Genomic DNA, 13,034 nt, shown 5'->3' on the forward strand with positions numbered 1-13,034 from the left:
CGGCCCATCGATCTTGTCCATCCGATGATCGCGCCGTTTGTTATGATCGCGCCGCTTGTTAAGCTCGTGCCGTTTCTGCGTGACCTCGTGCTTGTTGAATGCTCGCCCGCATCTTGCGCCGCCTGCCACCACAACCTCACCGGCAACGTCAACGGCATCTGTTCGGAGCGTGGAACTCCGCTGCCGGCGAACCATCCAAATCGCGACCAGTAACCGTTAGAATCCTCACCATGCAAATCCGCCCCATCATCGGCATGGAGATTCACGTCCAGCTCGCCACGCGCACCAAGCTGTTCTGCCCATGCCCCCTGGAATTCGCTGCCGAACCGAACTCACGCGTCTGCCCCGTGTGCCTCGGCCTGCCCGGCTCGCTGCCGGTGATGAATCGTCGTGCGTACGAATTGGCCGTGCGCGCGGCCCTTGCCCTGGGCTGCCGCATCGCGCCGTTCACCAAGTGGGATCGCAAAAGCTACTTCTACCCCGACCTGCCCAAGAACTATCAGATCAGCCAGTATGACTTGCCCCTCTCGTTTGATGGCGTGTTTGAAATGCCGATGACGGCGGAGGTTCCACCGGTTCAAAGCCGGAACCACCGCCAGGATGGCCATTCCGTGCGCCGCATCGGCATCATTCGCGCGCACCTCGAAGAAGACGCCGGCAAGAATCTGCACGAAGGCGTCGACTACTCGCGCGTCGACCTCAACCGCGCCGGCACGCCCCTGCTCGAAATCGTCACCCGGCCCGACCTTGCATCCGCCGATGAGTGCTACACCTTCGCCGTCGAATTGCAGCGACTCGTCAAATTCCTCGGCGTCTCCGAAGCCAACATGCAGAAAGGGCAGATGCGCTTCGAGCCGAACGTCAACCTCGCCATCACCCACGACGGCCGCGAATACCGAACGCCGATCAGCGAGATCAAGAACCTCAACAGCTTCCGCTCGGTGCGATTGGCCGTGGAATACGAAATCAAGCGACAGACCGCCGCGTGGCAGGACGACCACGACTACACGCTCGAGCGGCTCGGCAAGATGAACTTCGGCTGGGACGACGAGCGCGAGGTGACAGAGTTTCAGCGCGGCAAGGAGGAGTCGCACGACTATCGCTATTTCCCCGACCCCGATCTGGTGCCCGTCACGCCCGACCCGGCGTGGGTCGAGCAGCAGCGCAGCGAAATCGGCGAGCTGCCGCTGGCCCGCAGGGCCCGGCTGATCCGAGATTACGGCGTGACGGAAAAAGACTGCGAAATTCTGCTCGCCGATCGCGCGACAGCCGAACTGTTCGACACCGTCGTGACGACCGGTGTGGACGCGCGAACCGTTATCAAGCAATTTGTCGGTATATGGAACAACCTGGCGTCAGCCGCGAACAACACCATTGCCGGCCTCGGCGTTCCCGCTAAACACGTCGCCGATCTGGCCCGTGCCGTGCAGGACGGCGCCATCAGCCCGTCTGCCGCCGCAACCATCGCAGAGCAACTCGCCGCTCCGACGCGCTGGGACGCCGATCCGAGCCGCGACCGCGAGGCAGCGGGTTCAACCCCCTCTCCCTCCCGGGGAGAGGGCCGGGATGCGGGCGTCCCGGGCAATCTCGACAAGACTCAATCCGTCCTCGACCTCGCCCGCGAACTCGGCCTCCTGCAAGTCCGCGACGAATCCGCCACGCAGGCCTGGGTTGACGAAGCCTTCGCGACCAATCCGCAAGCCGTCGCCGACGCCCTCGGCGACAACGAACGCAAAGCCAAAGCCGCCCCGGGCTTCCTCCGCGGCCAGGTCATGAAGCTCTCCGGCGGCAAGGCCGACCCGAAACTGACGGGGGAGTTGATTGAGCGAAAGCTGGCGGCGTTGAAGCAGCAGAAATGACTTGTTGCCTCGATGTGCTGCAACGTCTCAAGATTCCGGTGATATCAGCTTGGTAGGGATATCAAACAAGATCGGCTTCGCATGACGACCACATCCCGAAGGGCGTCAATCGACGTGGTCGCGCCGGGTTAAGAAAATCACGACCAAGAACGCTGGAAGTCGCTCTGCTATCGAACCCGCAACACGAGATAGTATTCGTCCGACCGGTCGCGAAGCTTCAACCGCACGCCGCGGGCCAGTGCCTCCGGCGTCAGCACAGCCGCGAGGTCGTCCAGCAACCGCACCGGCTTGTCGTTCGCCCGGACGATCACCATGCCGCGGCGCAGCCGGCAGGCCCACGCTTCCGACGCCGGATCGACCGACGTGATCAGCACGCCGTCCTCAATTGACGACGGCAGTCGATACTTCCGCCCAAGCTCCGGCGTCAGCGTCGCGCCCTCAAACCCCCAGGTCGACTCGGTCCCCTCTCGACCCCGGGACGCTTCTGCCGGCGCGCCGTCCCCTGACGGTTCAGCCGAATCGCCTTCCAACTCGTCCGATACGCCGTCCTCTTCCGCCGATCCCGCGCTGCCGGGTTCTCCCTCGGATGGCGCCGAATCACCCGACGGGCCTGACCCACCCTGTCGATACAGTTCTTCCAATTTGATCGTCGTTCGGAAATTCCGCGGCTGTTCCATCACCTTCACGTGCAGCGTCTGCTCACGGCTCTTGCGCCAAACCTTCAACGCCACGTCCGAGCCGGGCTGCGTCTCTGCGATGATCTGCTGCAACTGTTCGCGCGAACGAACCGGCAGCCCGTTGATCGACAGCACGATGTCCTCGGATCGCAATCCCCCACGCGCCGCCGGAGAATCCTCCCCGACCCGTCGGATCAACACCCCGGCCACTTCCGACAGGCCGTAACCCGACGCCGTCTGCTCATCGACCGGGTCGATCTCGACACCAAGGTAGCCGCGCACCACCTTCTCCCCCGTCTTCAGCACGTTGGCAATCCGCCGCACGGTGTTCGACGGTATCGCAAAGCCCACGCCCTGATGCCCGCCGCTGTCGGTCGCAATGGCGACGTTGATGCCGACAATCTCACCCCGCGCGCTGATCAGCGGACCGCCCGAATTCCCCGGATTGATCGGCGCGTCCGTCTGAATCCAGTTCTTGTAATCAATATCGACGTCGATGTCGTCGTTCCGACCGATCGCCGACACGATCCCATGCGACACGCTGTGACCCAGGCGGAACGGACTGCCGATCGCCAGCACGATGTGGCCGACGCGCACGGCGTCGCTGTCGCCGAACCGCGCCGCCTTCAGCCCTTTCGCGTTGATCCGAATCACCGCAAGATCCGTCTTCGGATCCGTCGCCACCACCTCGGCACGCAGCTTCCGACCGTCGGCCAGCGTCACCCGCACCGCATCGGCCCCGGCCACGACGTGATTGTTCGTCACGATGAATCCGTCGGCGTCGAAGATCACGCCGCTGCCGGTGCCGGTCACGGGAGAGAATTGATACGCCCCATCGGGAAACGCCTCGCGCAGCTCGCGATTCAGCCGCCGATTCGTCGCGACCGACGATATGTTGACAACCGTCGGCTTGACCGCCGCCGCGATCGACGCGAACGACTCCGACAACTGCTCCAGCCGCGACACCGCCTGGGCATCCGGACCGCCGTCCGACCCGACGCGATCCTGCGACCACGCCGCCGTCGACCATGCTGAACCGACCATCACCAAGCAGACCCCCCACGCTCGGAACGTGGCGAGAGGAATACCGATCTTCCGGCAAGTTGAACTTCGCTTCATGGGTTGCCTCTCCAGGTCAACGGCGATGGGAACGCGAATTCTGAACGCCCCGCTTCGCCGCGACAAGCCCGCTCCCGCCCCGCCACCAAACGCGAGGCCGCCACCTCTACCCATTCTAGGCCGCTTCTCGCCTCTCCTATCGGGCGATCGGACAACGCGCGTCATCTTGAATCCATGAGGAGATAAGGCCCGCGAGCTCGCTGTCCGCGGACGCAGACGTTTCGACCGCGTTAACGGACGCAACCCCCCGTCGCTCCACGGTTCTCCGGCGTCGAGAAACAGCCGGGAACCGCTTGGCACGGCCCAATCGAGCGCCGCATGGTCCGCGATGCCTGGGCAGCATCGCCGAAATGAGTGGGTGGAATCGCCACAGCCGCTGGCGGCCATGATCGCAAAGGCAGGCGCGGCGGCCTATCGCAGCAACTGCTCTTCAAGCGATTGCACGATTTCCCGGAGCTTGCGCGTTTGCGGACCGGCGGCCCCGATCCAATAACCTTCGCCGTCATCGCGAAGCATGGCCCCGATCCGCCGGCACGCCAGCAGCACCGTCGTGTGATTCTTGTTGCCCATCAGCCGGGCGATCTCCGGGAATGACAAATCGGTGTGCTGCCGGGCAAGGTGCATCGCGATGTTCCGCGCCAGCGCGATGGTGCGATTCTTCCGCGACGTGTGCAGGTCCGCCGGAGTGAGTCCGAAGTACGTCGATACGAGCCGCTCGATGTCGCTGACGGTGATGATCTTTCCGGTTTGTCGCAAATGATCGTCCAGCGTCTGCCGCGCCAGGTCCAGCGTGATCGGCGTCTTCACCAGCGTGGCGAACGCCAGCAGCTTGAGCAGGCAGCCTTCCAGCTCGCGGATGTTCGCCGTGATCTTCTCGGCGATGTACTGGATCACCGGTTCAGGCACCGCCTGCGACGTCTGCCGCGCGCGACGGCGCAGAATCTCACAGCGCATCTCGTAGTCCGGCTTGTCGATCCGCACCACCATGCCCGCGATCAGTCGGCTGACCAGCGGCTCGGACAAGTCCCCGATCAGCTTCGGATGCGCGTCCGACGCCAACACCACGCGCTTGCCGCTGCCGTCAATCGCGTTGAACGTGTGGAAAAACTCCTCCTGCGTCGCCCGCTTGTTGGCGATGAACTGCATGTCGTCAATCAGCAATACGTCAATAGCCCGGTAGCGATGGCGAAACGCGTCCAGCTTCTTCTCGCGCAACGCGAACAGGAACTGATTCGTGAACTCCTCCCCCGACACGTACGCCCAACGCACCTGCGGCTGTCGCTCCGCCAGGGCGTTGGCGATCCCTTGCAGCAGGTGCGTCTTGCCCAAACCGCACCCGCTGTAGAAAAACACCGATCCCCCGTCACGCCGCGGGTCTTCCACCAGCGCCGTCGCCACGCCGTGTGCCAGCCGATTGCCCGGACCCACCACGAAATCGTCCATGCGATACTTCAGCCGCCGCAGCGAGACCGCCTCACCGGCCGGCATCGCTTTGCCGTCGCGCAGAACGCGCTCGGCGTTTTTCTCGATGAACGCCGCCTGCGAATTGAGCTGACTCTGTCGAAGATTGCGAAACAGAACCGGATCAATGGCAAAGGTGATTTGCACGTCCTGGTTCAGAACGTCGCGGGCCGCCTGGGCGATGGCCTCGGAAAAATGATCTTCGATCCAACCCCCGAGAAAAAGATTGGGCACGCCGACCTTCACGAACCCGTCGCAGCAGGTGAACTGCGTCGAGTTGCGAAACCACACTTTGAACCGCTGCGGACCGACGATCTGCTCTAGACGCGTTCGAATCTTTCGGGAGTTTTCCTGCTGAAGGTCGACGAGCACGGCGCGCTCCTTTTCCCTTGCCGCGGGGTCATGCGGTGCCAACATGTTAAATTAGACAAAGCGAAACGCTAAGAGGCCCGGAACATCTATGGCCACGCGCCGCAGGCTCGCTCGCCGCGACGCTGTTGTTGTCAACTTCGGTTCGGCATAGTAAGGATCGCCCTTCGGCGCGTCAATGAAGAATTCGTGAAGCAAACTTTCGCACGCGCGATTTACGACGACGCGCACGAAACTTACGACTGAAAAATTTTTTTGCCTCCACAGCTTTCCCACACGAGACCGCGATTTCTGAATAGCCGGTGGATCAACCGCCTTTATGGATCGTATCTCCTCTGGCTGATTGAGTTTGAAACGCGACGATGCAGCATCGCGCGACGACGCAAAAACTCCGTGAACCCCGCGCGGCCGTACATCCGCAACGCCGGTGCGTTGCGCGCGTCCGCCGCGAGTGTAACTCGTTGAAACTGCTCGCGATGCGCCAGCCCAAACGCCTCCGCGAGCAACTGCGACCCCAGCCCGCGACCGCGAAACCGCGGCGTCACACCCATGTACGCGATCTCCAGAACCGGTTGTAAGGGATGCTCCGCCAACAAGATACAACCCGCCGGCTCCTCGCCTTTCAGCAACAGCAGCCAGCGGTGCGCCGCGAATCGCCCCGCCCCCCGATGGCTCGCCAGAACGTCATCCAACTCTCGCAACCCCGCCAGCCCGGGGCAGTCCAGACTGCCCTCGTACGTCGCCAGGATCGTCGCTCCGAACAATTCCCGAACGGTTTCGTCATACGTCACCCAGCGCATCGCATGATCGAGCCGCCGCGCAGCCGGTGCCGCCAAACCCACCGCGCGCTCCATGTAGATTAACATCGCGATTTCACCAAACCCCGCCCGCTCCAGCTCCCGACGGCCCGGCTCGTCTCCCTCCGCCAGCAATGCCTGAAAAAGACGAACGTCGCTTACCGTCGGATCGGCCATCGCTCGCCCGACCAGCGACACCCACTCGTCGCCCCGCGGCGGATGCACCCGCCCATCGGGCAGCACCAGCATCGCCGAACGACCCGCCGACGGAATGCACAGCACCGCCGCTCCTGCACCGGTCCGGACCCCACCCCCCCTTTCCGGCTCACGCACCCACAACCGCGACAGGTCCAGACCCATCGCCCGCGCGTAGTCCAGAAACACCGTGACCTGCTGCTCACACTCGCCCGCGGTCTGGTGCGGCGACGCCAACAGATAACGCAGCCATCCACGCAAGGCCTGCGCGCCGGCCCGACGAATGGTACTGGTGCCTGTCATCTCCATCGCCAGCCTGCCGCCGCTCGCACCGCCTCGACCACGCTACTCCGTCGAGCGTACCACCGGCCGATACAACGAATCGCGCTCCACCGGCTCAAAACCCGCTTCGCGGATCAACCGCCGAATCTGCGGAACTGTCATCTCCTGATGCCGATTCCCCGCGCCCCCCTCGCGCTTCGTGATGTCGTAATACACCACCGTGCCGTCCAGATCGTCCACCCCCCAGTTCAACGACACCTGGCTCAATTTCGCCGTCTGCATGATCCAGAACGCCTTCAAGTGCGGGATGTTGTCCAGCATCAGACGCGACACCGCCAGCGTACGCAAATCGTCCAGCCCCGTCGGACCCGGCAGGTGCGCAAACTCACTGCCGTCCGGAATGAACGACAGCGGAATGAAACAATTGAACGCCGCCCGACGCCCCTGCAACGACTCCTCCTGAAGCGCCCGCAACTTCACCATGTGCGTCACGCGCTCCTCCGGCCGCTCTACATGCCCGTACAGCATCGTCGCATTCGTCGGAATCCCCAGCTCGTGCGCCGTGCGATGCACGTCGAACCAGCCGGCCTCCCCGACCTTCGCGCGATAGGCCTCCTCGTGCACGCGATCGTCAAAAATCTCCGCGCCGCCGCCGGGAAGCGTGTCCAGCCCCGCCTCCCGCAGCCGCTCCAGAACCTCCCGAATGCTCATTCTCGGCTTGGTGATGCGCGTGAAATGAATGATCTCGATCGCCGTGAACGCCTTGATGAACAGCCCGGGGCAGGCCGTTCGAATCGCTCGACACATGTCTAGATAGTACTCAAACGGCAGCTTCGGATGCAGCCCGCCGACGATGTGCACCTCCGTCGCGCCGTGCGCCTGCGCCGAACGCGCCCGCTCCACGATCTGCTCGACCGACAGCTCGTACGAATCCCCCTCGATCCACGCGCCGCCGACCGCGCCGCCCGACACCGGCAGCGACACCGTCCGCGGCAACTCCCCTCCCACCGGATACGGCCGGTAAAACGAACAGAACTTGCACCGCAATACACAGTAATTTGTATAATTGATGTGCCGATTGACGTTGTAATACGCCACGTCGCCGTGCAGCCGCCGCCGAACCAGATCCGCCAGCCGACCCAGCTCATGAAGATCGCGCGCGGCGAACAGCCTCACGCCGTCCTCGTGCGACAACCGCTCGCCCGACTCCACCTTGCGCGCGATCTCTCCGAGGTCCGGGTTGACTTCCTTCAACGGCATCGCGTGATCTTAGTCGAACGACGCGCCCGGCGCGACGCACAGCGATGAACGACTCCGAGTGGATTCGAACCACCGACCTCAGCCTTCGCAGGGCTGCGCTCTATCCAGCTGAGCTACGGAGTCAGTTTCGAGCCGGCTTTCCTCGCCCGCCCCCTCCCGCGAGGCCGACTGGGTCTGGGATATGCGTTCGGCTCCTCGCAGTCTACGTCACACCCGTCCCATGTCAACCGCAACGACCTCCCAACCGTCTTTCTGGCCTCAATCAACCAGCCAGAACCAGACCTCAAAGCCTACCCCGGATTCGTTTTGCGGGTTCCCGACGCCCTTGCCGCGTTTCTCTGCATGCCACATTCGAAATTCTCGGCACAAGCAGTGGAACTCCTCTTTTTCCGGGCGTATAAAGAATTGGCGGGCCTGAAAGGGCCTGCCTCCACGCCAGGGACCGGGGGACAGGCCGACATTATCGGCCACCAAAAACCTCTTGTATTTGGCCAGAAATGGCCGATACATGCAGTAAGCTCCGAAAACCGCGGATATAATATTTCGGAGACGTTGAGGAACGGATTCATAACCGGAGGCTGACGGCCGCCTGAAGCGTGAAAAAGCGGCAATTTCTGAAGGCTTCTTTCCCCTCCGGAAAGCACCGGGCATGCCCTTGAGGCACTCGGTGCTTTCTTTTTGCGCGAGGGCTGTCAAGAAAAAAATGTTGAAATCGGTAAAATTTTTCGTTTAACCGATCCCTGACGAGCAGCCTGTTAATTCCTGTCCTGACGGTTCCCGTCGTGACGATCTTCCGCCCTCGCCCGCCGCCTGCTGGTTCGTACGATCAGCCTACTCCGGCAACGCGGGAGGCGACCCACGGTCATTCAGCATGTCATGGAATCGAACGATCACGCTTTCCGCCGGAGCCTGGGCCGCGGCCTTCTCGATATCGGCCAACCCTTCCACTGACAGCCCCGAATAAAGCTCCAGATAGCCAAGGAGGAACCGAAGCTCGTAATCCTCCCGCTGCTCCAGCTTCTTCGCCAAATCAGCCCGACGCCGATCAAAAACATCCCGGCCCCCCACCAATGCCGGCAGGTCCAGCCGAAACGCCGCGATCTGCGGAAACCGCTCAATCCCGGCCAGGATCGATGATAACCCCGACGAATAATCACCCGCGGCAATCCACGCATGGCCGCGACCCAGAAGCGGCAACGGATTTCGCGGGTCGATCACCCGGGCCAGGTCGAACTTGCCCGCCGCACGGTAGTACTCCCCTTTGTGCATCAGCGTCTCGCCTTCGACGATCAACCGGTTCAGGTCGTTTTCATAATGCCCGGCAAAGGTCGTGATCGGATCCTCAATCACGTCGCTGGCCCATTTCGCCTTGCTCGACAGCAGCGAGATCGACTCCGCCGCTCGGCGACGCAGGCCGAGCGTCCGGCGGCCCTCCGCGTCTCTGTCCGACAACATCTGGTTTCCGGCCTGCTGCAAGTCCGTCTTGCCCGCTTCCGATTCCGAATTGGAAACCAAACCGCTGTCCGACGTGTTTCTCTCACCTGACACAGCGCGGGACACCACTGCGTCGAACCCGAACTGCGACACCCCGATTTGCGATGCCGTGCGATAGGCGTTGTACAAATCCGCGAACCGATCGGCCCCCAGATTCGGCGGCGCATCGGAACCGTACTTCGCCGCCGTCGGAATCCCCAGCCGATCCGCCAGGCTTTGGCCCCCCGTCAAATCGCGCTGACGCGTACCGGCCACAAACGCCGGCGTATCGGCCTGCTTGCCGCTCATCCCAGCCGCCAGCACGTCCTTCTCAAAGGGCTTGTTCAGCCCCTTTCCGACCTTGGCCGCGTCCTCGGGGGAGAGATCCATTCCCGTGTACCCAAGCTCCGCCAGCACATCGCGCGGCTTTTGAATCGCCAGCGGATTCTCCATCAACAGGCTGCCCCCCACCGCTCCGCGGCCCGTCGCGCCGAAGATCGGCGACGTCGCCGCAAGATCAAACGGATTGCGAATCGCCGACGCCGTTCGGCCCGCCGTCTCTGGATCAAACGTCCGACCGCCGATCGGCCTCTGACGAAGACCGATGGCATCGACCTGCGCCGGACCTTGAATCCGCCGATCCGTCGGTTCCGGCAGCGTCGCAGGACGCGCGCCATACATCGGAACAGCCGTCGTCGGCGGAGCGAGGTTCTGCGAGAGCGTCCCGGCTGATGCCGCCACGTTGAATCCGCTCCGAACAAATCCGCCGTCGGTCACCGTCTCCTGGCGACCGAGGAACAGCGTCGGTGTCGGCACATAGCCCGGCGAGGCATCATTCGCCGAGACCGACCGCGAAACGAAGCCGCTCAATCCGGCCGACGGAAGCGCGTCCCGAAATTGATTCGTATTGTAAATCGGCGAATCACCGCGGAAGCCGGCCAGGCCGGTGACGTTCCCGCTGATGATGGCGTTGGAAAAGAATCCCGGATCGTTCATGCCGGGGCGGGACAGATTCAACCCGCCCGATCCGACCATCGGGTTCGCGTCCCGCGCATAACCCGCGTTCACATTTCCAGTATTGACGCGCTTGTCGATCTGGCCGAAAGCCGAGCCAACCGACACAAGCACCGCAAGAATAAATGTGGCAACGCGCATCGGCCTACCTCCCGTTGAGAGGATCGTTCGAGGCTCCGCCCGCGGGGATTATAAGCGCGCGGACCAAGCCGCCCGCCCGCCGGCGACAGGATTCTTCAAGGATTATCGACAGAATCGACTCCGCTGGACGGGTACCGCCCACCGGGATCGCCGGACTTGACGAAAACTGGCAACGCCCGCCCGAAACGGTGCGTCGAGGACGATTCCTACTTCTTGCCGGCGGCGGCCTTCTGGCGCTGTTCCAGCGTCATCAGGCTGTCGATGCGCTGCTTCAGCTCTTCAAACATCGCGTCAATCGGCTTATTCAGTTCCTTCATCATCGCGTCGCGATCTTTCGCGTCCGTCTTCAACGCGGCCGCCGCGAACTGATCCGATCGGCTCATGCGATACTGATTCGCACGGCGTTTCATGTCCTTCAACACCGCCTGGGCACGCGTTATCTGTGCTTCGTCGAAGCCGACCTGCTTCGCGTGCTCCTGGACGTACTTGTCCCAGTCGTCCAGCGGCGGCGCCTTCGCGTACACCACTTCCTTCGCGGTGGGCACGGCCGGGGCGGCGCGGCCCGTCGGCTGACCGGACGGTGTCGTCGGCGCGACCTGCACCGTCACCTGCGGCGCCGGCGGCTGCTCCACGACGATCGACTCGTGCGCCGGTCTTTCGGTCATCTCGTGTGACGGCGAGACCAGCCCCGCTGGACCAGGTTTGCGACGGCCTTCGCGCTCGGCCGCCTCAATCTCGGCCTGGCGCAACCGCTCGGCCTTGGTCAGCTCGCCCGGCATGGGCGCCTCACTCACAGGACTGCCCTTGCGCCCCGGCGCGACAATCACCTCGCCGCCGGCATCGCGAACCCGAATCTCGGTGTAGTACCGATCGTTCACCGGGTCGTTCGGCAGAGGCGTGACACCATCGGCGGAGATTAGGACGCTACCTTGAACGATTGCTTCGCCCAGATCGCGCTTCGCGGCGGACTCCGCTTGAAACGCGTATTCCGATTCCAAATGCTTTTGCAAACGCAAGTCGCGAATTTCGCGAAGGCGCTGGCGACCTTCCGTCGCGACGGCGGCGGGCAATCGCTGCTCCAGCCAGTCCGCCACGCGCTCCTCGTTCAGCGGTGCATTGAAAGACTGTGCCGCCATCTGGGCATTGAGCGCCTTGACTTCCGGAGCTTCTTCATTCTCAAGAAGACCGGCCGCTTCAAGTTCCTGGGTCTTCTTGAGGATCGCTTCCGTGGTCTGTCGATCATACGCCACCTGGGCGATCAGACGGGCTTGCAGCTCAGTCTGAAGAAGAGTCTGCAATTGTGGATCGAGTCCGTAGGCGCTGGAGAACGCCTGCATCTGATGCTGAATCTCAAACTCCCAACCCTCTCGGGATGCCTGATCAAAGCCGGGTGCCAGGAGATCGCTCCCGTCGTTCTGTCCGGACACGGTGGTCGCGCTGACGAGCATCATCAGGATTGCAACGCAGACCCGATTGAAGAACCTCGACATGTGACTCCCCTCGAAAAAAGCGGTATCGAACGAAAGCCGCTTTAAGGATTGTATGCCCGTCGCGGCCCAACGCACAAGCACGAGGCGTAACCTTCACGTAACCCAACGTTCACCTGTAAACGGCGTATGAAAAAAAAGCGGTCGAGCCGCGGGAATCCCGCCAGCTCGACCGCCCTTAGTTGCTGTAATCAGCTACCGCGTATTACTTGCGGCGGCGGATCAAAGACAGACCGCTCAACGCCAGCAGAGCCAGCGTGCTCGGCTCCGGCGTGATCGTAATTACCGGATTAGGCTCGGTGGCATCAGGATGACCCTCACCGAACGAGTAGCCGGGGCGAGGAGTGTTGGGACCAATGGCGACCAGTTCCCAAAATTCATCTCCAGTCGGATCGTTTCCACCGAACTCCAGGCTGCCGATGCCAGCCCAGACATTGCCGTTGCAATTAGTCGATGTCAAGGTGAAGGTCTCCAACACGAAGCTACCAGGGCCAGTGCCGCCCGGCGCGCTTTGACCGCCCGCTTGACCGAGGGCCAGCACACCCCCTGAGTTAGGCGTAGTCCCAAGATTAATCGGCGCCGGGAAACCGGCCGAGACAACATTCATGTTGCTCACGCTCATGAAATTGGTGTCGCCGTAATGGTCCACCGCCCAACCGGTAGCACCGCCGTCGTACAAATCATAGGTCACGGTGATGTCCCAGCTTGTAGGACCCGTACAGGACAGCAGAAGTGCCGCGCCCGACGGACCGCCGCCCGCCACCGCACCCGGACCCGACGCGACGGTCGCCGAGTACCAGACCTGACCGACACCGTAGGTGTTCGCTGCGAGCAGCGCCACGATGCCCATTGACAAGAAAGTTCGCTTCATCATCATCTCCTTCTTCCTAAAAGGACCTC

10 protein-coding genes and 1 tRNA gene are annotated in these 13,034 nt (G+C 62.7%); 2 read left to right on the forward strand and 9 right to left on the reverse strand.

The genetic code is table 11. The features are described from left to right. The first annotated feature begins 24 nt into the window (after positions 1–24). Entirely contained in the window at positions 25–213 is a 189-nt protein-coding gene (locus HRU71_05370; protein ID QOJ02950.1) for a hypothetical protein, read from the forward strand. Between the two features lie 17 nt (positions 214–230). After that, a complete protein-coding gene (gene gatB, locus HRU71_05375; protein ID QOJ02951.1) occupies positions 231–1,859 on the forward strand; it encodes an Asp-tRNA(Asn)/Glu-tRNA(Gln) amidotransferase subunit GatB in 1,629 nt (542 codons plus the stop codon). A gap of 167 nt (positions 1,860–2,026) precedes the next feature. Here the strand turns inward: gatB and HRU71_05380 are convergent, their stop codons facing one another. The 9 genes from HRU71_05380 to HRU71_05420 form a co-directional block, all read right to left on the reverse strand. Next, complete coding sequence (locus HRU71_05380; GenBank protein ID QOJ02952.1) at positions 2,027–3,655, reverse strand: trypsin-like peptidase domain-containing protein; 1,629 nt, start codon at positions 3,653–3,655, stop codon at positions 2,027–2,029. A gap of 411 nt (positions 3,656–4,066) precedes the next feature. After that, positions 4,067–5,488 (reverse strand): chromosomal replication initiator protein DnaA, encoded by a 1,422-nt coding sequence (gene dnaA, locus HRU71_05385; GenBank protein QOJ02953.1) that lies wholly within the window; start codon positions 5,486–5,488, stop codon positions 4,067–4,069. Positions 5,489–5,802: 314 nt separating this feature from the next. Further along, the gene (locus tag HRU71_05390; protein ID QOJ02954.1) at positions 5,803–6,780 is read right to left on the reverse strand and encodes a GNAT family N-acetyltransferase; all 978 of its coding nucleotides are present in this window, start codon (positions 6,778–6,780) and stop codon (positions 5,803–5,805) included. A gap of 42 nt (positions 6,781–6,822) precedes the next feature. After that, entirely contained in the window at positions 6,823–8,019 is a 1,197-nt protein-coding gene (locus tag HRU71_05395) for a CofH family radical SAM protein (protein QOJ02955.1), read from the reverse strand. Positions 8,020–8,068: 49 nt separating this feature from the next. Further along, positions 8,069–8,142 (reverse strand) — tRNA-Arg (locus HRU71_05400). Between the two features lie 135 nt (positions 8,143–8,277). Next, positions 8,278–8,529, reverse strand: a complete 252-nt coding sequence (locus HRU71_05405) for a hypothetical protein (protein QOJ02956.1) — start codon at positions 8,527–8,529, stop codon at positions 8,278–8,280. A 321-nt stretch (positions 8,530–8,850) separates the two neighbouring features. Then, positions 8,851–10,647, reverse strand: coding sequence for a hypothetical protein (locus HRU71_05410; GenBank protein ID QOJ02957.1), 1,797 nt, complete (start codon positions 10,645–10,647; stop codon positions 8,851–8,853). Between the two features lie 206 nt (positions 10,648–10,853). Further along, positions 10,854–12,137, reverse strand: coding sequence for a hypothetical protein (locus tag HRU71_05415; protein ID QOJ02958.1), 1,284 nt, complete (start codon positions 12,135–12,137; stop codon positions 10,854–10,856). Positions 12,138–12,339: 202 nt separating this feature from the next. Further along, positions 12,340–13,011, reverse strand: a complete 672-nt coding sequence (locus tag HRU71_05420; protein QOJ02959.1) for a PEP-CTERM sorting domain-containing protein — start codon at positions 13,009–13,011, stop codon at positions 12,340–12,342. Between the last annotated feature and the right edge of the window lie 23 nt (positions 13,012–13,034).

It is taken from the genome of Planctomycetia bacterium, from assembly GCA_015200345.1.
GTDB lineage: Bacteria > Planctomycetota > Phycisphaerae > UBA1845 > UTPLA1 > PLA3.

What these genes read in the sequence shown, in the direction of transcription:
- HRU71_05415 (QOJ02958.1), bottom strand. Translation starts at nt 12,137, where the DNA reads ATGTCGAGGTTCTTCAATCGGGTCTGCGTTGCAATCCTGATGATGCTC.
- HRU71_05370 (QOJ02950.1), top strand. Translation starts at nt 25, where the DNA reads ATGATCGCGCCGTTTGTTATGATCGCGCCGCTTGTTAAGCTCGTGCCG.
- HRU71_05410 (QOJ02957.1), bottom strand. Translation starts at nt 10,647, where the DNA reads ATGCGCGTTGCCACATTTATTCTTGCGGTGCTTGTGTCGGTTGGCTCG.
- gatB (QOJ02951.1), top strand. Translation starts at nt 231, where the DNA reads ATGCAAATCCGCCCCATCATCGGCATGGAGATTCACGTCCAGCTCGCC.
- HRU71_05380 (QOJ02952.1), bottom strand. Translation starts at nt 3,655, where the DNA reads ATGAAGCGAAGTTCAACTTGCCGGAAGATCGGTATTCCTCTCGCCACG.
- HRU71_05390 (QOJ02954.1), bottom strand. Translation starts at nt 6,780, where the DNA reads ATGACAGGCACCAGTACCATTCGTCGGGCCGGCGCGCAGGCCTTGCGT.
- HRU71_05405 (QOJ02956.1), bottom strand. Translation starts at nt 8,529, where the DNA reads ATGTATCGGCCATTTCTGGCCAAATACAAGAGGTTTTTGGTGGCCGAT.
- HRU71_05395 (QOJ02955.1), bottom strand. Translation starts at nt 8,019, where the DNA reads ATGCCGTTGAAGGAAGTCAACCCGGACCTCGGAGAGATCGCGCGCAAG.
- HRU71_05420 (QOJ02959.1), bottom strand. Translation starts at nt 13,011, where the DNA reads ATGATGATGAAGCGAACTTTCTTGTCAATGGGCATCGTGGCGCTGCTC.